This is a genomic window from Tritonibacter mobilis F1926, assembly GCF_000376545.2.
In the GTDB taxonomy this organism is placed as follows: domain Bacteria; phylum Pseudomonadota; class Alphaproteobacteria; order Rhodobacterales; family Rhodobacteraceae; genus Epibacterium; species Epibacterium mobile.
Window position 1 is genome coordinate 2,200,826 of the sequence record NZ_CP015230.1, and the last position, 20,283, is coordinate 2,221,108.

At 57.7% G+C, this 20,283-nt stretch carries 18 protein-coding genes; 9 read left to right on the forward strand and 9 right to left on the reverse strand.

Annotation, left to right across the window (positions count from 1 at the left end):
* Nucleotides 1–6: 6 nt before the first annotated feature.
* Complete coding sequence (locus tag K529_RS10470; protein ID WP_005606031.1) at nt 7–723, reverse strand: SIMPL domain-containing protein; 717 nt, start codon at nt 721–723, stop codon at nt 7–9.
* Between the two features lie 243 nt (nt 724–966).
* Between K529_RS10470 and K529_RS10475 the strand changes: the two genes are divergently transcribed.
* Nucleotides 967–3,564, forward strand: coding sequence for a hypothetical protein (locus tag K529_RS10475; protein ID WP_005606033.1), 2,598 nt, complete (start codon nt 967–969; stop codon nt 3,562–3,564).
* Nucleotides 3,565–3,692: 128 nt separating this feature from the next.
* On the opposite strand, the gene hppD is transcribed toward K529_RS10475, so the two are convergent.
* Nucleotides 3,693–4,793, reverse strand: a complete 1,101-nt coding sequence (gene hppD, locus K529_RS10480) for a 4-hydroxyphenylpyruvate dioxygenase (RefSeq protein ID WP_005606035.1) — start codon at nt 4,791–4,793, stop codon at nt 3,693–3,695.
* A 138-nt stretch (nt 4,794–4,931) separates the two neighbouring features.
* Here hppD and K529_RS10485 point away from each other — a divergent pair, with 138 nt between their 5' ends.
* From K529_RS10485 to K529_RS10495, 3 genes are all read left to right on the forward strand, one after another.
* Nucleotides 4,932–5,387 carry an Lrp/AsnC family transcriptional regulator gene (locus tag K529_RS10485; protein ID WP_005606036.1) on the forward strand — a complete coding sequence of 152 codons (456 nt, stop codon included), beginning with the start codon at nt 4,932–4,934 and terminating at the stop codon, nt 5,385–5,387.
* A gap of 63 nt (nt 5,388–5,450) precedes the next feature.
* On the forward strand, nt 5,451–6,674 hold the full coding sequence (locus K529_RS10490) for a PAS domain-containing protein (RefSeq protein ID WP_005606038.1): 1,224 nt from the start codon (nt 5,451–5,453) through the stop codon (nt 6,672–6,674).
* 173 nt (nt 6,675–6,847) lie between these two features.
* Nucleotides 6,848–8,725, forward strand: coding sequence for a monovalent cation:proton antiporter-2 (CPA2) family protein (locus K529_RS10495; RefSeq protein WP_005606041.1), 1,878 nt, complete (start codon nt 6,848–6,850; stop codon nt 8,723–8,725).
* A gap of 34 nt (nt 8,726–8,759) precedes the next feature.
* Here K529_RS10495 and cobT read toward each other — a convergent pair whose 3' ends face one another.
* Nucleotides 8,760–9,770, reverse strand: a complete 1,011-nt coding sequence (gene cobT / locus K529_RS10500) for a nicotinate-nucleotide--dimethylbenzimidazole phosphoribosyltransferase (RefSeq protein WP_005606043.1) — start codon at nt 9,768–9,770, stop codon at nt 8,760–8,762.
* Nucleotides 9,771–9,871: 101 nt separating this feature from the next.
* Here cobT and cobS point away from each other — a divergent pair, with 101 nt between their 5' ends.
* On the forward strand, nt 9,872–10,624 hold the full coding sequence (gene cobS, locus K529_RS10505; protein WP_005606044.1) for an adenosylcobinamide-GDP ribazoletransferase: 753 nt from the start codon (nt 9,872–9,874) through the stop codon (nt 10,622–10,624).
* 57 nt (nt 10,625–10,681) lie between these two features.
* Here the strand turns inward: cobS and K529_RS10510 are convergent, their stop codons facing one another.
* The 5 genes from K529_RS10510 to K529_RS10530 form a co-directional block, all read right to left on the reverse strand.
* Nucleotides 10,682–11,191 carry a CarD family transcriptional regulator gene (locus tag K529_RS10510; protein WP_005606047.1) on the reverse strand — a complete coding sequence of 170 codons (510 nt, stop codon included), beginning with the start codon at nt 11,189–11,191 and terminating at the stop codon, nt 10,682–10,684.
* A 291-nt stretch (nt 11,192–11,482) separates the two neighbouring features.
* The gene (gene fdxA / locus K529_RS10515) at nt 11,483–11,821 is read right to left on the reverse strand and encodes a ferredoxin FdxA (RefSeq protein ID WP_005606051.1); all 339 of its coding nucleotides are present in this window, start codon (nt 11,819–11,821) and stop codon (nt 11,483–11,485) included.
* Between the two features lie 68 nt (nt 11,822–11,889).
* Complete coding sequence (locus K529_RS10520; RefSeq protein WP_005606055.1) at nt 11,890–12,264, reverse strand: RNA-binding S4 domain-containing protein; 375 nt, start codon at nt 12,262–12,264, stop codon at nt 11,890–11,892.
* A gap of 7 nt (nt 12,265–12,271) precedes the next feature.
* The gene (locus K529_RS10525; RefSeq protein WP_005606058.1) at nt 12,272–15,229 is read right to left on the reverse strand and encodes a helicase-related protein; all 2,958 of its coding nucleotides are present in this window, start codon (nt 15,227–15,229) and stop codon (nt 12,272–12,274) included.
* Between the two features lie 84 nt (nt 15,230–15,313).
* A complete protein-coding gene (locus K529_RS10530) occupies nt 15,314–15,865 on the reverse strand; it encodes a tetratricopeptide repeat protein (protein ID WP_005606061.1) in 552 nt (183 codons plus the stop codon).
* Between the two features lie 133 nt (nt 15,866–15,998).
* Between K529_RS10530 and K529_RS10535 the strand changes: the two genes are divergently transcribed.
* The 4 genes from K529_RS10535 (at nt 15,999) to K529_RS10550 (ending at nt 19,930) form a co-directional block, all read left to right on the forward strand.
* Nucleotides 15,999–16,286 (forward strand): SCP2 sterol-binding domain-containing protein, encoded by a 288-nt coding sequence (locus K529_RS10535; RefSeq protein WP_005606065.1) that lies wholly within the window; start codon nt 15,999–16,001, stop codon nt 16,284–16,286.
* A gap of 20 nt (nt 16,287–16,306) precedes the next feature.
* A complete protein-coding gene (locus K529_RS10540) occupies nt 16,307–17,263 on the forward strand; it encodes an alpha/beta hydrolase (RefSeq protein ID WP_046002624.1) in 957 nt (318 codons plus the stop codon).
* Nucleotides 17,264–17,515: 252 nt separating this feature from the next.
* Nucleotides 17,516–19,336 (forward strand): M3 family oligoendopeptidase, encoded by a 1,821-nt coding sequence (locus K529_RS10545; protein WP_046002623.1) that lies wholly within the window; start codon nt 17,516–17,518, stop codon nt 19,334–19,336.
* 102 nt (nt 19,337–19,438) lie between these two features.
* Nucleotides 19,439–19,930, forward strand: coding sequence for a GNAT family N-acetyltransferase (locus K529_RS10550; protein ID WP_046002637.1), 492 nt, complete (start codon nt 19,439–19,441; stop codon nt 19,928–19,930).
* Between the two features lie 15 nt (nt 19,931–19,945).
* On the opposite strand, the gene K529_RS10555 is transcribed toward K529_RS10550, so the two are convergent.
* Entirely contained in the window at nt 19,946–20,215 is a 270-nt protein-coding gene (locus K529_RS10555) for a DksA/TraR family C4-type zinc finger protein (protein ID WP_005630114.1), read from the reverse strand.
* Nucleotides 20,216–20,283 lie beyond the last annotated feature (68 nt).

Consider the following 20,283-nt stretch of genomic DNA (forward strand, 5'->3'; position numbering starts at 1 on the left):
CGTCAATCAATTCGGTCCCGAAGGTTCCTTGATGTCAAAGGTCACAGACACGCTGTGGCTCAGGCTCAACGAACCGGGGGAAATTGGCATATCTGAGGAACGCGCCATTTCCATCGCCATCATCGGTGCACCGCCCGCAGGCCCGCCATCGCGGATTTCACGCACGGATCCAAGCGCCATACCGGACGCCTCGGCCAGTTGACGGGCCTTCTTGAAGGCGTTTTCAACCGCCTGAGTGCGCAGCAAATCTTCTGCCGCATCCCGTTCGCTGTAAGAGAAGGTCAGCCCACGGAATTCATTTGCTCCGGCATCCAGCACATCGTCCAGAACACCGCCCATCGCGTCGAGATCGTGCAAGGTCACGCGCAGCAGGTTGGAGGCTTCAAAACCCGTCACCTCGCGGCCATCCACACCGTCATGTTTCACTTGGCTCCAGACCGGGTGCATGGAGATCTGCTGCGTTTGCATGTCTTTTGCATCAATGCCGCTTTCTCCAAGGCTGGTCATCACCTCGTTCATACGTGTCGAAACCTGTTCCATAGCCGCTCCGGCCTCTTTGGCCTGAGCCCGCACACCAAGTGTGATGTAAGCCTGATCCGGCGCAACATCTGTGGTCGCCTCACCCGTAACATGGATCTGCCGCAGCTCCTCCGCGCTCAGGGAGAAAGGGGCAAGGGCAACGGCGCCAGCCAACATCAGGGCTGCGGTTTTTGTGTTCAACATCTGGTTTCCTCAACTTGTGTAGGTCTGTCCTCTAAATGGGAGTGGCAAAACCCCGCGCGCAAGGGGAGCTATTGCGCTTTTACTTCCACTCGGCGGGTTCCTGCTCTATGGTTTGCGCAATGATAACGGCGTCCCGGCACGGGGTGCCCCGGTACGAGATCGCGGCCCTCTTGGGTTGTATCACACCGGGGGCAACGTGGCTCCTACGGGTGAGGCGCGCAGACAGAAGATCCTGATGACCTGATGAAACCGGAGTTCGCGCTCTCTCTTTCGTTTGATGGCATTACAGTGCTGACCCGTGGCGCGGGCGGCTGGTATCGTTTGGGTTCGGTATCACCGGACGCAGAAGATATGGCCGCGCAGCTTGCGAAATTGCGCAGTCAAGCCATCGCCCTGTCCGACAAACCCCTGCATTCCAAATTGGTGCTGCCCGATACTCAGATCCGTTATCTCAGTATCGAGACAGGTGATCTGCCTCATGATGCGCGGATTTCCGCAGCTCGTGACGCGCTGGAAGGGGCAACGCCCTATCCGGTCTCTGAACTGGCCTTCGACATCAGCGCAGATGGCGCAACCACTCATGTCGCAGCTGTGGCGCTTGAAACACTTCAAGAAGCTGAGAGTTTTGCATCCGAACATGGATTTGGCCCCGTGAGCTTTGTCGCTGCGCCCGGTGACATGCCATTTTTGGGCGAACCATTCTTCGGAACTGCCAAAGCTGCGCGCAAGCTGAAGGTCGAACCGGATGGTATTGCAGTTGTCGAAGTTCCTGCCCCCATCCCTGAAGAGACATCTGCGACCAACACCGCAGAGACTGAAGAGCCGAACTTATATCCTGAAGACGCGGCGGATGACGAACTCACTCCGCGCAGCGGCATTCCCATCATCTTGCCTGCGGCCCCGCCCCCCGCAGAGCCCCCCAAGACCACCGGCGCGGAGACCGCAGAACTGATCACTTCTCACGCATCGTCGGACGACACCTCAATCACAGAGGACACCGACACCCTTGATGTGGACACCCATGAGGCTGGCCCCGCGATTGGCTTTACAACGCGCCGCAGCCGCGATCAGGGCCCCGAACTCAGCGCAACACCTGCGGAGGTCTCTCAGAAACCTGCGCCGACAGTGATCCTGCCGGAAACGACAAAAGCGTTGGATACGCCGCACTCCAAAGCACCCGTGCTAACCGGTCCCAAAGCTGCAACTTCTGTTGCCGCAATATCACCCGTACCTGCAGCGCCGAACCTCGCTTTGCCGACGCCGGTTCTCGCACATACCACATCCGCACCGCCAAAACCTGAAGCGCCAGCCAAAGCGCAGCCTATCGCTTCGCCCAGTGGCGACCTCACCACTCCGCAGGCCCGCCCCCTGCGGTCTCGATCTGGTCGAATTGGCCTTATGGCAGCGGGACTGGCAGCCGTTTCTGCGATTGGCGCTTGGGCCGTGGTTCAGCAATTGCCCGATTTGTGGTCCGACCTCAAACGCGCAGACCTTGTTGAAACCGAAGACCCTGTGGCGCCGCCCGTTCTTGCCACCTCTGCGTCGAACACAAACCTCAACAAAGAGCTGACAACCACCATCAGCACTGACGGCACCGCACCTACCGCAACCGATGAAACACAAACAGTCTCGTCAGAAGAGCTGACCGTCACCGATGCAGCCGTCCTAGAAGCCCTCGGCACGCCAGTCGTGGACGAGGTTGCACCAATAGATGGCCAAGATCTGATCATTGCCTCCCTGCCCTCGCCGCGCGACATTTCCACCGGTGCTGCCGGACAGGCGCAAACCGCAACCACTGATGATGACGCGATCTTTGAGGACAGCGAGGAGATAGACCCAGAGGCACTTGCCGATGGCGTGGTGCCGGAAGATGAGACTGCGGATTTTGCCGTTGATGCAGGCACAGACCTCGAACAAGCCGCGCAGTATGCCGCAACCGGCATTTGGCAAAAAGTGCCTGAAATTTCTGATGTGCCGTCGGTCATCAGCCTCGATAACGTCTATGTTGCCTCAATCGACAACACCGATCTGTCACAGGACGCCATCGCCCTGCCCGCGCAAACCGCGATCGACACAGACACTCCCTTTGGTGCTGTTTCCAGCCCCACAGAAGCGGGTCGACAGTTTGACCTTGATGAACGCGGCTTGGTAACGGCGACGCCGGATGGCACGTTGAACCCTGATGGGATCATGGTGTACGCAGGTCGGCCCGTGAAAATCCCACCAGCAACCCCAGACCGCCCGACAGCACGTGAACTAGAAGCCGCAGATGAGGCTGCACGGATTGCACGCCTTCAGCAGGTGCGTCCACGCACACGCCCAAATGACCTGGTGGAACAGACAGAACGGGCTCAACTCGGCGGGGTGGTGCGTGCGGAACTCCTGTCCAAACGCCCAAAGCTGCGCCCTGAAAGCCTGAAGACTGAAGAGCAGGAAAGCCAACCGGCGACCGCTCTTGCGGTTGCCGCAGCGCCGCAACCGCGTGCGCGCCCCGCAAATTTTGCCAATCTGGTCGACCGTGCCCAGCGTCGTCAGGAGCAGACGCAAACGACCGCCGTTGCCGCCGCCCCGGCTGCTGTCACGCCAGCAATTCCATCCTCTGCGTCCGTCGCAAGGCAAGCAACCACACAGAGAGCCCTGAACCTCAGACGGCTGAACCTCATTGGGGTGTATGGCAAACCTTCTGACCGACGCGCTCTGGTGCGCCTGCCTTCAGGCCGTTACGTCAAAGTCAAAGTGGGTGACCGCCTCGACGGTGGCCGCATTGTCGCCATTGGCGACGGCCAGTTGCAGTACCAAAAGGGGAGCCGAAACACGGTTCTCAACCTGCCAAACGGGTAAGGGGTGCAACCACCGCATTGGTCAGTAACCGCAGTCAGAATATGAGAAAGCCGGGCAGTTCGCCCGGCTTTCTCATTGCATCTGTTGGTTAGTCACTACGGGGACCGACGGCAGATGTCTCGTTATAGTCATTCAGCCGCAGCGATCTCACCGTTGTTGATCTGCTCCTGCTCGATCGATTCAAACAGCGCTTTGAAGTTGCCCTCACCAAAGCCATCGTCACCTTTGCGTTGAATAAACTCAAAGAAGATTGGCCCGATCACGGTCTTGGAGAAAATCTGCAACAGAATGCGTGTTTCACCACCGTCCAAGACGCCCTCACCATCGATAAGGATGCCGTGTTTCTTCATGCGATCCAGCGGCTCTTCGTGACCTGTTACACGCTCATAGCTCATGTCGTAATAGGTTTCGGGCGGCGCTGGCATGAATTGAATGCCGCGTTCGGAAACATCATCGGTTGCGTCATAGATGTCGCGCGCACCCACCGCGATATGCTGGATACCCTCGCCATTGTATTTCTTCAGATAGGCCACGATCTGGCCAGTTTCGCCGCGATCCTCGTTGATCGGAATGCGGATACGACCACAGGGTGAGGTCAACGCACGGCTGAACAGGCCAGTGAACTTGCCCTGAATGTCAAAGAACCGAATTTCTTTGAAATTGAACAGCTCACCATAGAAATGGAACCACTTGTCCATATTCCCCTTAAATACGTTGTGGGTCAGGTGATCGAGGTAATAAAAACCCACACCGCGCGGCTTGGACTGCTTTAACCATTCGAATTCTTCGTTATAGGGCGAGGTCTCGTAATACTGGTCGATGAAGTAGATAAGCGAGCCACCGATGCCTTTGATCGCAGGCACATCCATGGTCTTGTCGTCACCTTCATAAGGTTCTGCGCCTTTGGCAACCGCGTGATCAAAAGCTTTTTTTGCATCCACAACGCGCCAGCCCATTGAAGGTGCGCAAGGGCCATGAAGCTCGACGAATTTCTCCGCAAAGGAGCCCTTCTCCGCGTTCAGGATGTAGGTGATATCACCTTGCTGCCACAGCTCGATCCCCGGCTTCGTCTTGTGGCGTCCCACCAGTTCGTAGCCCATTTTCGCAAACAGTTCGCGCAGCTCTTCCGGGTTCGGACTGGCAAACTCGACAAATTCAAAACCATCGGTTCCTGCGGGGTTTTCGTCGCTGATGACCGATTTAGGGGCGTCGTGAGGGAAAGGTCCCATGCGTAACTCCTGAGTTGCTTGCTGCGTTTTTCCAAGCCTACCGCATCTGGGACGCATAATTTGCGCAAAATCACCACGCTAACTTTCATATTGCGCGCATTTCACGCATAGTTTGCTGATTGTATGGGGGAACCGCGCATGCTGGACGGAACTGATATTAAATTACTCGCGCTCTTGCAGAAAAACGCTCAAGCGACGGCTCAGGAGTTGGGCGAGGCACTGAATCTCTCGCCCAGTCAGGCAGGTCGGCGGCGACAACGGCTCGAGACAGAAGGCTATATTCAAAGCTACGTCGCCCGCCTTGACCCCGGAAAACTGGGCCTCGCGGTACAGTGTTTTGTGCAAGTGCATCTGCACAGTCATGGTCCCGACAATGCCGCGAGCTTTGCGCGGCTGGTGGCAAGCCGTGCAGAAATTACCTCTGCTTGGACCATGACAGGCGAAGCGGATTATCTCTTGCGGGTCTACTGCCATGATTTGCAGGAGTTAAATACGCTATTGCACGAAATCATTTTACCCCATCCAGCGGTTGGACGCGTCCACAGTCAAATCGTGATGGCACAGTTAAAAGGCGATAGTCCTCTTCCAGTTTAAGGATGTGTGAACCACTGCAACACTATCTTGAGTGCAAACAAACCATCAGATGGAATCGCCCTCGTGTCTTTTGTCGACCGCCGCATTGAAGCCCGCCCCAGCAGCGGAGCCGCCCCTTTCGAGTTGAACGAGGTTTTCTTCTCCCGCACCGATGAGCGTGGGATCATTCTGGCATGTAACTATGTGTTTCAGAGGGTGGCCCACTATGAATGGGACGAGATCCTTGGCGCACCGCACAAACTTGTGCGCCACGGTGATACGCCAAAAGGGCTATTCCACCTGTTTTGGGAGACGCTGAAATCCGGTCGGACGATCGGTGCCTACGTCAAAAACAAATCCAAAGATGGGCTATATTACTGGGTTTTTGCGACGGTTGTACCCTGTGAGGGTGGTTATCTTTCCGCTCGCATCAAACCAAGCAGCAAGCTCTTCACGGAAATTCAGGCGCTCTATGCCAAAATTGTAAAGGCTGAAAAAGAAGGCGGGCTTTCGCCGGAGGAAAGCTGTCAGATCATGATCGACTGGGTCCACGAGAAGGGCTTTGACGACTATCAGCATTTTGCCTCGCATGCCTTGGCCGAAGAACTCATTGCACGGGACGAAGGTCTCGGTCGCAAGGTAGATCCTCAGATTTCCGAACTGCGAGACATGCTGCGCAATGCGGAAAAACTCCTGGATGAAACCCATGGCCTCGTCAAAGATTTTGAAGCCATGCACACGATTCCGCACAACCTGCGTGTCATTGCATCGCGTATTGAACCGTCGGGCGGCCCCGTCACTGTTCTTTCGCAAAACTACGGCGCCATGTCGCGGGAAATGTCAGATTGGTTCGAGCGCAATGTGATGGGGGAAAACACCAACTTCGCCACGGTTAAGCACTCGGTGAACTCCAGCCTCTTTATCGCAGGCATGACCCGCATCCTCATGGAATGCGACGCACAATTGCAAACTGAACGCCGCGATCTCGGCGATGTGGATATGGAAGACGAGCGCCGTCGGCTCGCGGAACTGGTCAAACAACAGGCCAGCTTTGCTCAAAAAGGCATGGCTGAGGTTGATATTGAGGCGGTGCGGATCATTAACGCCTGTCAGGTGATGCATCGACATTTCCTTGGTCTCAGTTCGACGCGCGTCTTGTGTAAAATCGAAAGCGCCCGCCTGCCCTCCTCCGGAGAGACCCTGTCTGACATCATTGATCAACTTGGTGCATTTCAGGAACGCATTTCCGAGCGGCTGGAGCATATCGCAAAGCTCGGTGAAGAAATCCGCTCTCTCGAAGGGGAATAAAAACCTCAGTCAGGTTGGCGTGTTATGACGACATGCCAACCTGAACAGGCAGACAGCCCACGCACACTGAGGCAGTTCTGTCACGCTGGCGAAAATTAACTCATCACCCGAGCACAGAGCCTCAAGACGACCTATCTCGTTGCCAACCCTTCAAAAGCTGGCAATATTCTCTCATGGATAGTTTTCTCTCACAGGCATCGATTTACCTCGCCGCAGCGGTCATCGCCGTCCCCATCGCCGCGCGTCTCGGGCTGGGGTCCGTGCTCGGCTACCTTGCTGCTGGCATAATCATTGGACCGATCCTGGGCCTCGTAGGGTCCGAAGCCGAGGAACTGCAGCATTTTGCCGAATTCGGCGTGGTGATGATGCTGTTTCTCATCGGTCTGGAGCTTGAACCACGCGCTCTATGGGCGATGCGACACCATTTGATTGGCTTAGGTGGCCTTCAAATTACCGCTTCGACCGCCTTACTCGCGGCAGCGGCAATTTTCTTCGGCCATAGTTGGCAGGTGGGCCTGGCGGTTGGGCTTGCATTATCGCTGTCCTCCACTGCGATCGTCTTGCAAACTCTTTCTGAGAAGGGGCTGACCCGTACCGGGGGCGGCAGAGCGACATTCTCTGTTCTGCTCACACAAGACATCGCGGTGATTCCGATCCTTGCCCTCCTGCCCCTCTTGGCAGCACCGCATGCGATGTCCTTGTCGGAAGATGGCTCAATCGTGAGAACGGATGACGCGCAAGACGCAGCGCATCATTCCTTGTCTCTCGTCGAAGGGCTGCCCGGCTGGGCTGTAACGCTGATGACAATCGGCGCGGTCGCCTTTGTAATCCTCGCAGGCGTATATCTGACACGCCCCGTCTTTCGCTTCATTCACGCGTCAAACCTGCGCGAAATGTACACTGCACTGGCGTTGCTGATTGTTATTGGGATCTCATTCTTGATGACGTTGGTTGGCCTGTCCCCCGCTCTTGGCGCTTTTCTCGCGGGCGTGGTTTTGGCCAACAGCGAGTTCCGCCATGAACTGGAAAGTGACCTTGAACCCTTTAAAGGGCTGCTCTTGGGGCTCTTTTTCATCACCGTGGGTGCTGGCATCAACTACAAGCTGTTCCTCGCAGAGCCGGGCGATGTGATCGGTCTTGCCCTTTTGGTTATACTCGCAAAAGGGACGGTACTCTACTTTGTGGGCAAAGCCTTTGGCCTGAAACGGCGCAACCATTGGCTCTTTACCCTTGGCCTTGCGCAGGCCGGGGAATTTGGCTTTGTGTTGTTGGCTTTCTCGTTGCAACTCAATGTTGTGACTCCCGATCTTTCGGAAAAGCTGCTCTTGGTGATCGCTCTCACAATGCTGATCACTCCGTTGCTGTTCATCCTATATGAAGTTCTGTCCAAGCGGATGAAAGAGGCGCAGGTCGAACACACACCCGACGAGATTGATGAGGAAGGCACTGTCATCATCGCGGGGATCGGGCGTTTTGGGCAGATCGTGCATCGCCTTGTGAACGCAAGCGGGTTCAAGACCGTTCTTCTCGACAGTGATATGAAAGCCGTCCAATTGATGCGCCGGTTTGGGGTCAAGAGTTTCCTCGGCGACCCCACGCGCCCAGAACTGCTAAAAGCTGCGGGGATCAGCAAAGCAAAGGTGCTGGTTGTTGCTTTGGACGATCAGGAAAACGCAACGAAACTGGTGGCATATGCACGCCGCAACTACCCCAACATCCACATTGTCGCGCGCGCCTACGATCGGAATCATGTGTTCGCGCTTTATAAGGCTGGCGCCAATGACATTGTGCGTGAGATGTTCGACAGCTCCCTGCGGGCTGGCCGCTACGTGTTAGAGAACATTGGCCTCAGCGAGTATGAGGCGGCCCAAGCCGAGCAGACATTTTATGCGCACGACCGCCACACGGTGCGCGAGTTGGCGGCGCATTGGATACCGGGCACGCCGGCAAGCGAAAACCCGGCCTATATCAAACGCGCCAAGGAATTGGAAAAGGACCTAGAAACGGCGCTTTTGTCTCTGGCCGAAGAGCACGTCAAACGCTCCGCCTAAACCTACTGCGCATTGGCTGCCCCGTCCCGGCGGGTCAGCCGTCTGAAACGCCAGCCTCGACAAAGGTCGCCATGCCGCTGTGGCACGCCAGCGCCCCCTTCAGGACCTGAATGGCCAAAGCGGCCCCCGAGCCTTCTCCAAGGCGTAGCCCCAGCGACAAGAGCGGCGATTTTCCCAGCCGTGAAAGCAGCGCCTGATGACCGCCTTCCGCGCTCTGATGGCCTGCAATTGCATGATCCAATGCGTGATCCGAGATCTCAGCAAGACACGCTGCCGCAGCACAGCAAATGAAGCCGTCAAGGATCACCGGGATACGCCGGATGCGCGCGGCGGCAATCGCTCCGGCCATTGCTGCGACCTCCCGACCGCCAAGGCAGCGCAAAACGTCCAGACCGTCGCGACTGTCATGAAGCGCCACAGCCTCGGCGACCACCTGTGTTTTCAACGAGAGAGCTTCATCCCCTACGCCGGTGCCTCGTCCCGTCCAGTCGCTGGCCACACCACCGTACAGAGCATTGCAAATTGCCGCAGCAGATGTGGTGTTACCGATGCCCATTTCGCCGACAACCAGCAGGTCAGTATCGGAATGCACAGCTGACCACCCAGTTTTCAACGCTTTAAGAAGTTCTTCCTCGCTCATCGCGGGCTCACGTGTGAAATCAGCAGTCGGACGTTCCAAGTCCAACGCATGCACATCCATGCGTGCGCCAGCAAGCCGCGCCAGCTGGTTGATCGCCGCACCACCTGCCTTGAAATTGGCAACCATCTGCACGGTGACCTCGGACGGAAAGGCTGAAACCCCACGCGCTGTTACGCCATGGTTCCCCGCAAATACAATCACTTGCGGGGTTTTGATTTCTGGGCGATCCGTCTTGCGCCAACTTCCGTACCAAATCGCGATCTCTTCCAATTGTCCCAAAGCGCCGGGCGGCTTGGTCAGTTGACCGTTGCGGGCCTCGCAGGCAGAACGAGCTGCAGCATCCGCGGCAGGCGCTTGCGCGAGGGCATTACGAAAATCGGAAAGTGTATTCAGGTCTGGCAGCATCAAAAGCCTCGTTGCGTCGCACCGCACCGCACGGGTAAAGCGGTGTCAGACCTGTTTACCGCTCTCGCCCCGTGCCGAGAAGCCCTGCCAGAGGCATCGACATGCGAAAAAACGACTTCAAAGCAATCGATTTACTGCTGGCCTTGGTTCTGTTGACCCGTCTGCCCTTGCCACATCTGCCCAAAGCCTCTTTTGCACGGCAGTCGCGCGCGGTCTGGGCCTTTCCATTGGCCGGTGCGGTTGTGGGTCTGTTGGCAGTGATCATCGCAGCATTGGCATTGATGTGGTGGCCCCCGGCGATTGCGGCGGGCTTAACCCTTGCGGCACAAGTGACGCTGACCGGAGCCATGCACGAGGATGGGCTGGCAGATACCGCTGATGGGTTTTGGGGAGGTTTCGAGCCTGCACGACGGTTGGAGATCATGAAGGATAGCCAGATCGGCACCTATGGCGTGCTGGCCCTGATCCTTGGGCTTGGGCTGCGCTGGAGCATTCTTGCAGCACTGTTTAGCGCTGGAGCAATCTGGACCCCAGTTGCGCTTGCGGCACTTAGCCGTGCTGCAATGCCGGTGATGATGGCGCGTATGCCCAATGCACGCGGCAGCGGGTTGGCACACACGGTCGGTCGCCCCAGCCTAACCGCAACGACCTTTGGCATTCTCATTGCTCTGCTGTTGGGTGTGCTTTGCATGGGCTGGGCGATTTTGGGGGCGGCACTGATTTTGGTTCCCCTGCTGATTGGCCTGCGCAAGCTCGCCATGGCCAAGATTGGAGGCCAGACCGGAGATGTCTTGGGCACCGCACAACAACTGAGCGAAATCGCACTGGGGCTGATGTTGCTCGCATTGATCTGACGCAATGAAAAAGGCCGCCCTTATCGGGCGGCCTTTCGAAATTTCAGCCCTCAGAGATCAGGCCGCGCGGGACGTCAGAACCTCGTCCACCTGCTTTGCGGCAGCGATCTCATCACCACCGGATACAGCTGCGACCTCACGGGTCAAACGCTCGAGCGCTGCTTCATAAAGCTGACGCTCAGAGTAGCTCTGCTCGCGCTGATCATCGGTGCGGTGCAGGTCACGCACCACTTCTGCGATGGAGATCAGATCGCCAGAGTTGATCTTCTGTTCGTATTCCTGCGCCCGGCGGGACCACATGGCACGCTTGACCTTGGCCTTGCCCTTCAGCGTCTTCATCGCCTGATTGATAACATCAGGAGAAGACAGCGAGCGCATGCCAATGTCGACAGCCTTGTGAGTCGGAACCCGCAGGGTCATCTTGTCTTTTTCAAAGGTGATCACGAATAGCTCCAGCTTGTAGCCGGCCACTTCCTGCTCCTCAATCGAGATGATCTGTCCAACCCCATGGGCCGGATAGACAATGAAATCGTTGGGGCGGAACTCGAGCTTCTTCGATTTGGTCATACAGGTCTTTCCTCGCGATGACACGGCAACCATGCCGTTTTGGCTACGCCAAAGAGGACCCTCGCGGAGCATAAACTATGCCCGCCGGGTGTCGGTTCGGCGCAGAAAACCCACCAAGAGACCCATCTTAGTGTGGGTCATCACGGCAGGCGGTATTCTACGTGTTTCATTTCATCGATAGAATATAGCATAAAAACGCGCCCTCCGAAAGGCGGAGAGCACGTCATTGTGAGGCCTAGCGCGGCGTTTCACGTCGAATTCGCGCAATTATATCGCGCGACATGGCAGAGCTTAGCCGCCCTCACCCGGAGCTTCGGAGAAATACTTCTCCAGTTTGCCCTCTTCGCCGTCACGCTCCTCATATCCCGGCATCGGATCCTTTTTGGATACGATGACCGGCCAGAGTTCGGCATACTTGCGGTTAAACTCCACCCACTGATCCATATCCGGCTCGGTGTCCGGACGAATCGCGTCGGCGGGGCATTCCGGCTCGCATACGCCACAGTCGATGCATTCATCGGGGTGGATCACCAATGTGTTCTCACCCTCGTAGAAACAGTCAACCGGGCATACCTCGACGCAATCGGTGTACTTGCAAGCAATACAATTGTCCGTAACGACGTAGGTCATCTTGGCTTGGATCCCGTTTCAAGTGTCTGGGCGATTAGCTAATCCACAAGAGCAACGGCTTCAAGCCGTCAATGCCCCTCCCAGACACGAGTAAGACCAAGCGCCCTGCGCTCTTTCTTATCCGGGCGACCTTTTCCTTCGTATTTCGGATTGGCAGGCGGTTTGTCCTGCTTCTCTGTCATATCGAAGTACAATGTCTGGGCTTCGGGCGCAGGTCCGCGCCGTTCAGAGAGCGCAAGGATGCGTACGACGCGCACCTGATGCCCCTGAGAGAAGGTCAGAACGTCACCAACAGCGACGTTCTGAGAGGGCTTTGAGACCTTGGAGCCATTCACGCGGACATGACCGGCGCCGACTTGTTTGGCCGCCAGCGAGCGGGTTTTGAAAAACCGCGCATGCCACAGCCACTTGTCGACCCGCATCTTGTCCGCGTGATCGCTCATCGCGAGATCAATCGCCCTGCTTCAGCCCCATAAGAGCTGCCGCAAAGGGATTATCGGGATCGATCTGCTTTTCCTTCTTGGGCGGGCGCGCAGAATAGGTTTTGCCGCCCTTGTCGCCACCGCGATCCGGGCGACCGCCTTTTTTGCCACCGGGTTTGCCTTGCGGTTTGCCCCCGCTGCGCGGCTTGCCCCGCCCGGCGCCATCCGCTTTAGCGCCACGGCCCTCACCACGGCGCTGACCGCGTGCGTTATTGCCCTGACGGTTATTGCGTCCCCAAGTGAAGGTGTAGAACACCTCAATCTCAGGTTCCTCCACAGCAGCGTCTGCGGCCTCACCCACAGGGGTTTCCGTCTCAGCGGTCTCGGCAATCGGCTCAGCGACATCAGCGTCAGAAGGTTCTGCTGCAACGGGTGCAACACCTTCATCGGCGATCTCTGCAGTGCCTTCGGGAACATCAGCCGGTGCATCTGTCGCAGCACCCTCGACAGGCGCTGCCGCTGGGGTGTTTTCAGCCTCAGCAGCTGCATCCATAACCGGTTGGTCCGCTGCGGGGGTGCCGCCGTCCTTCACGACCTCATCAACAGCTTTGACCTTAACCCGTTCGCCCTTTTCGGCGCGGTAGCCAAGGCCCTGCATCAGGTCAGAGAACTGCTCCAGCGTCATACCGGTGATCGACAGCATATCGGGTTTGGCCTCAAAGCCCCCGCGGCTGTCTTCGTTGCGCAGCAGATCAGCCAGACGCTCCAGCATGTCGATACGGATCATGCGCTGGCCTGCGGAACGATAGCCTGCCATCGTGTCATAGCCTTCGGGCGCATCCGGCATGGAGGGCACGGTGACCAGACCCGGAGGTGGTGCCTCTGGGAATTCCTGCAGACCATTTGCAAGCGACCACAACAGCAAGCGCAGGCGAGTCGGTGCAGGTTTCAGCAGCAGCGGCATGAAGATGGTGAACTGACCGAATCGAATGCCGTGTTTGCGCAGCGCACCACGGGCATCCTGGTCCAGATCTTTCACTTCCTGCGCAACGCCGGCACGGGGCAGAATGCCCAGCCCCTCAACCATGCGGAAGGCAAAGCCACGAGCAAGCCCGGTCAGTGCCTCATCTTTTTGCAGGTTGATCAGAGGCTCAAACAGCGCCTGAATCTTGCGAGAGATGAAATGTTGCAGACGGCGTTCGACCTTTTGGGCCACATCTGGCCCTGCAGTCTCATCGACAAAAACCTCGATTTGCGGAGAAAGCGCATCCGCACCGGCAACAAGTTTGCCGACCGCGTGCTCACCCCACATCAGGCCGCCCTGATCGGTGTAATCAATTTCAGTATCGGGTGCGTTGTAGAACCGGTCCGCGCGCAGATGATACTGCGGAGCGAGCGCTTGCAAGGACGCCGATTTCAGCGCCTTGGCTTCTGCGCCCTGCGCGGTTTTGTCCGGCGAGAACCGGAAGCCTTCAAGCTTACCGACGAATTCGCCTTCGACGGTGACTTCACCCTGGTCATTTACTTCGGCCAAAAGGGCCTCCTTCTGTTTGAGCCGCCGCAGCAAAACTGATGTGCGCCGGTCCACAAATCGTTGCGTAAGACGCTCATGCAAGGCGTCAGACAACCTGTCTTCTACAGTGCGGGTCTCTTCCCGCCAATGACTTTCGTCACGCAACCAACCGTTTCGCTGCGCGACATAGGTCCATGTGCGGATAAACGCCAAGCGTTTCGACAATGTGTCAATATCACCTTCCGTACGGTCAAGTCGTCGAATTTGGCGAGAGAACCACTCATCCGGCACCACTCCACCGTCCTGAAGATAACCAAAGATCCCGCTGAGCAGCGAGGAATGCTCTGCATGGCTGATGCCGCGGAAATCGGGTATGCGGCAGACATCCCACAAAAGACGTACCGTTGCCGCATCACTGGCCCTGTCGCGAATTGCCGCATCCTGCGCCAGCGATTTGAGCGCCATCAGATCATCGGCCTCACGCGCCTTGATCAGTACTTCATGGTTGGGACTTGATTCGAGCGAGGCAATCAGTGCCTCAATCGTGCCAAACCGCAGCTCCGCAGAGCGCCAGTTCAGTTTTTGCAGTGGCGTAAAGCGATGATCCATGATCGCCTGCGCAACCCCCTCGTCGAGCGGACGTGCATCACCCGTGACGCCAAAGCTGCCATGACTCATCCCTCGGCCAGCACGACCTGCAATCTGTGCCAGCTCGTTAGGCGCAAGCGGGCGCATCCTGCGGCCATCAAATTTTGAGGTCGACGAAAAAGCAACGTGATCCACATCGAGGTTCAACCCCATGCCAATCGCGTCCGTGGCCACGAGGTAATCCACCTCGCCGTTTTGATAGAGCGCCACCTGCGCATTTCGTGTGCGGGGCGACAGTGCGCCCATCACCACCGCAGCGCCGCCCTTTTGACGGCGGATCAACTCGGCGATGGCATACACACTATCGACGCTGAAACCCACAATGGCCGTTCGCGGTGGCATGCGGGAGATCTTTTTTGATCCTGCATAGACCAGTTCCGACATCCGTTCGCGGCGCACGAACTCGACACCCGGCACCAGTGCCGAAATCGGCCCGCGCATGGTATCCGCGCCCAGAAACAGCGTCTCGTTCAAACCGCGGGACCGCAACAGACGGTCGGTAAAGACATGACCGCGCTCAGGATCGGCACAGAGCTGGATTTCGTCAATCGCGAGGAAATCACAGCCCATACCCTCGGGCATCGCTTCCACCGTGCAGATCCAATACTGCGCGCGTGGCGGCACGATACGTTCCTCGCCGGTCACCAATGCCACAACCGAAGGGCCACGTAGCTTTACGATTTTATCGTAAACTTCACGCGCAAGCAGACGCAGCGGGAAGCCCATGATCCCGGTCCGATATCCAAGCATACGGTCAATGGCGTAGTGGGTCTTGCCTGTATTGGTCGGGCCGAGGACGGCCACAACCCGGGATGCAGAAGTCATTGCATCAATCTCCACGCGCCTGAATGCGACTCAACGGCCTGACATCAGGGAATAAAATCAGGGATCACCCGTTTGCAGACCTCGTTAAAGTGCCTGCCCGCCCACCACTGTGGACAGACGATCCAGAGCCTTGGTTACTTCCTCATGATACGGATGTATAGCCTTGGCCCGCTCGTAAGCAGCATAAGCGCGCTCTGGATCTCCAAAGAACTCAAACACCTGCCCAAGCCCGAAGATGGCGTTGTAGTCGTTTGGGTTCAAGGCCAAGGCACGCTCCAGATCGGCAACTGCGGGGCCAAACAGCTCTGCGTGGAAAAAAGCACGCGCCCGCTCAGACCAGCCCTCTGCAAAATCGGGCGCATGATCCGTAAGCGCAGTCAGGTGCTCTATCGCCGCCTGCCAATCCTGCCGTTCCATCGCATCGCGCCCCCGGCGCAACAAAAGATCCATGGCAGCAGAACCGCTCTTGCTCCAAAGGGCCTGTAATTCCCGCTCCACCGCTGCTGCGTCTGTCGGGTCGGCGTCCTCAAGACGTTCCAAAAGCTCCGCCTCGCTCAGCGCAGAGAGGTTCGCCCCTGACTGCGCCGCCAAAATTGAGGGCAAACAGGGGATGACGACCAAAGAGATTGCCGCCACGATAGCTTTGAGATTCGTGCAAGTTCTGCCCATAGTGCAAAGGGTAACGGCACAGGGCCGAATTACCAGTGCCCGGACCACAGGATTCACGGTTTTGTGCGCAGGCACGGCCCCCTACACAGGAAAGACAGTTATGAGCGACACTCTGGAACAGGCAGCCGCAACGCTGAACGAGAAGATGGATGGCGGTTTTGAAAGCTCTGCCAAGTTCGAAATCACCGGGATGGGTTCCATCATTCTTGACGCCAATGGCGCGCGCGTCGGGGACGAAGAGGCGGAGGTCACCATGACTGCAGATGCAGAGACCTTTCAGGAGATCCTCTCCGGCGAACTCAACCCGACGGCGGCCTTTATGGGCGGCAAGTTGACCATTGACGGCGACATGGGCGTCGCAATGCAGCTGGCACAAGCGCTGGCCTGACGACGATGAAGGATCAGCCAATGGCAGAGACCTCCCCCGCGCCGTTTTTCACTGAGATCGCGCGCGGCCCGGATGGTGGCGAGGCCCATTGGCTGGCCACCCGCGATGGCCAGCGTATTCGCGCAGGCCATTGGCGACCAACAAGTGAGGCACTGGGCACAATCCTGATGTTTCCCGGCCGCACCGAATATATTGAAAAATACGGCCCCTTTGCATCAGACATGACCGAGCGTGGCTTTGCCGTGCTGGCAGTGGACTGGCGCGGACAGGGGCTGGCTGACCGTGCGCTGGCAGATCGACGGCTCGGCCATGTCGATCATTTTGATGATTTTCAGCAGGATGTCGCCGCGCTGATGGATCATGCCAGAACGCTTGATCTGCCACAGCCATGGTATCTGATTGGCCATTCCATGGGCGGCGCCATTGGCCTGCGCGCGCTATACGAGGGGCTGCCGGTCGCAGCCTGCGCCTTTACTGCGCCCATGTGGGGCATTCGCATTCCCTTCGCGTTGCGTCCTGCGGCCCGTTTGCTGGCGCGATTTGGGGCGGCGCTTGGGCTCAGTGAAAAGCTGGTCCCCACAACCACCATCGAACAATACGTTCAGGTCACCCCGTTTGAAGGCAACACGCTGACCACAGACGCGGATATGTACGCGTTTTTACAGCTGCAGATGGCGAAAAAACCGGATCTCGTTTTGGGAGGTCCCACAATCCAGTGGTTGGCACAGGCGATGATTGAATGCGCCGCCTTGCGTGAAAAACCCTCTCCAGATGTGCCCTGTGTTACGTTCTTGGGCGAAAACGAGCAGATCGTCTCCACCGAAGCCGTGCATGATCGAATGACGCGCTGGCCATCGGGGACATTGGATCTGGTCCCTGAGGCACAGCATGAAATTCTGATGGAGCAACTCCACATCCGAACCCGTGTCTGCGATGCCATTGCCACCCACTTCAAGAAACATAAATTAACTCAATGACGTAAACCCTCTATAGGCGGGTAAAAGATCTGAACAGATGACCAGCGCCGCGCACCCACAGGGTGCGCGGCGCTGGTCGTTTCGGGCGAAGCCCGAAGCGAAACACCTCTCAGAGGTTTCTACGCAACCCACCCGCTCTGCGCTTGTGCCTCCGGGTTCTGGGACCTAAGTGTTTGAGGAACCGATACACGGGCCACCGCGGCGTTCTCCTAGACCGCTTCCACGCCCATTCAGCCACCAGACGGAGGTCCTATGTTCCAACTCCCCTTCCCCGTACGCGACGCCAATGCCTCTTCCGGATCCGGAGATCTTGGCAAATTGCCGGAATGGGACCTGAGCGATCTTTACACAGGCGAAGATGCGCCGGAATTGTCCCGCGATCTCGATTGGCTACAAAAAGAGTGTGCAGGTTTTGCCGCGGATTATGAGGGAAAGCTCGCCGATCTCGACGCCGATGGCTTGTTAACCTGCGTGCACCGCAATGAGAAAATCAACAATATCGCCGGTCGCATCATGTCCTATGCAGGCCTGCGCTACTACCAACTGACCACCGACGCCGATCGTGCTAAATTCCTGTCCGACGTTCAGGAAAAGGTTACCGTCTTCACCACGCCGCTGGTGTTCTTCACGCTGGAGATCAACCGGATCGAGGATGCGACCCTGGACGCGCTGTTTGCCGCCAATGCCGATCTCGCCCGCTATAAGCCGGTGTTCGACCGCATCCGCGCCATGAAGCCCTATCAGCTTTCGGACGAACTGGAACGGTTCATGCATGACTTGGGCATCGTTGGCGACGCCTGGGAAAAACTCTTTGACGAGACCATCGCCGGCCTCACGTTTGAGATCGACGGCGAGGAGCTGGGCATCGAGGCGACGCTCAACTTCCTGACCGAACAGGACCGCAGCAAGCGCGAGGCCGCCGCGCGCGAGCTCGCCCGCGTCTTTGCCGACAACATCAAGATCTTTGCCCGCGTGCACAACACGCAGGCCAAGGAGAAAGAGATCATCGACCGTTGGCGCGGCATGCCCAGCCCGCAGATGGGGCGCCACCTGTCGAACGACGTCGAACCCGAGGTGGTCGAGGCCCTGCGCGAGGCTGTCGTGGCCGCCTACCCCAAGCTCAGCCACCGCTATTACGAGCTGAAGCGCAAATGGCTTGGTCTGGACCGCATGCAGGTCTGGGACCGCAACGCGCCCTTGCCGATGGAAACAACCCGCATTGTCGACTGGGACGAAGCGCGCGCCACGGTGATGGAAGCCTACGCGGCCTTTGATCCGCGCATGGGCGAGCTGGCGCAGCCCTTCTTTGACAAAGGCTGGATCGACGCGGGCGTGAAGCCCGGCAAGGCTCCCGGTGCTTTTGCCCACCCGACCGTCACCAATGTGCACCCCTATGTGATGCTGAACTACCTCGGCAAACCGCGCGACGTGATGACACTGGCGCATGAGCTGGGCCACGGCGTGCATCAGGTGCTGGCCGCCGATCAGGGCGAAATGCTGTCCTCGACACCGCTGACGCTGGCGGAAACCGCATCCGTGTTTGGCGAGATGCTGACCTTCCGCAAAATGCTGGAGAAGGCCAAGACTAAAGAAGAGCGCAAGGTGCTGCTCGCTGGCAAGGTCGAGGACATGATCAACACGGTTGTGCGCCAGATCGCCTTTTACGACTTCGAGTGCAAACTGCACGCCGCCCGCGCCGAGGGTGAATTGACGCCCGAGGACATCAACGCCCTATGGATGAGCGTTCAGGCGGTATCTCTGGGCGAAGGCTTTGACTTCATGGAAGGCTACGAGACCTTCTGGGCCTATATCCCGCATTTCGTGCATTCGCCCTTCTACGTCTATGCCTATGCCTTTGGCGACGGCTTGGTGAATGCGCTCTACTCGGTCTACGCCGAAGGGGCCGAGGGGTTTGAGGACAAGTATTTCGACCTGCTGAAAGCGGGTGGCTCCAAGCACCACAAAGAGCTGCTAGCGCCGTTCGGTCTGGACGCCTCCGATCCGAAATTCTGGGACAAGGGTCTGTCGATGATCTCCGGCCTCATTGACGAGCTGGAAGCGATGGAGGACTAACACCTCCCCCACTTCGAGAGGAGCGCGGCAATCCGCTTCTCGCGCCTAGAAACGCCCGCCGCGTCGTGACGGCGGGCGTTTTTTATGCATCTTTGCGTCAGTATGGCAGTAGAATCGAACATAAACTTCTTGCGACTAGGCCGGTCCGACCATGATCTGGTCCGCCATATCGAGGTCGCCCCTGAGCAGATCGTCTATTGCGGCACGGTCGATATGGCTTTCGCTGCGGTTGAAGACGACCTCGACCTCTATGCGATACTCGCAGCGAACAAAGCCGTTGGGTTCTTCAAAATAGATCTGAAGTTTCCGCGCACCTATAGCTTCGCACGCGCGGGGGATCTGGGGCTGAGGGCCTTCATGATTGACCATCGCCAACAAGGACGCGGTCTGGGCAAAGCCACCTTGCAAGCGTTACCGGCTGCATTGCGCAAATTGTACCCCGCAGCACAAGCCTTGGTTCTGACCGTAAACCTGCGCAATCCAATCGCAGTCCGAAGCTACCTTGGGGCCGGTTTTGTCGACACGGGCGAGATCTATGAAGGTGGGTTAGCGGGCCCGCAACACGTGATGCGCCTGCCATTGGCAAAGGCGTGAAACCACCCCTTATCCTTATTTCAATTGGCTGTCTTTGCTGCCGCGCCTGTTGATCCCACCACGGGCTTTCAACGTACCATCGCGTTCCTGCTGGCACTCGATACAGAGTTTCACACCCGGTATCGCACGTTGCCGGGCCACAGGGATTTCTTCTTCGCAATCTGCACAATGTGTGAGGCTCTCGCCTTGCAATGCCGGACGGGACTTGAGCCGTGCAAGTTCGTCCGAGATTGATGCCTCAATCTGCTCACTCACCGCGCCATCTTTTGCCCAGCCACCCGCCATCTAAGCCACCCTCACGTATCTCGGAGTAAGATGTTAGCACCGGCCTCCCGCAGGAGGCCAGATACAGA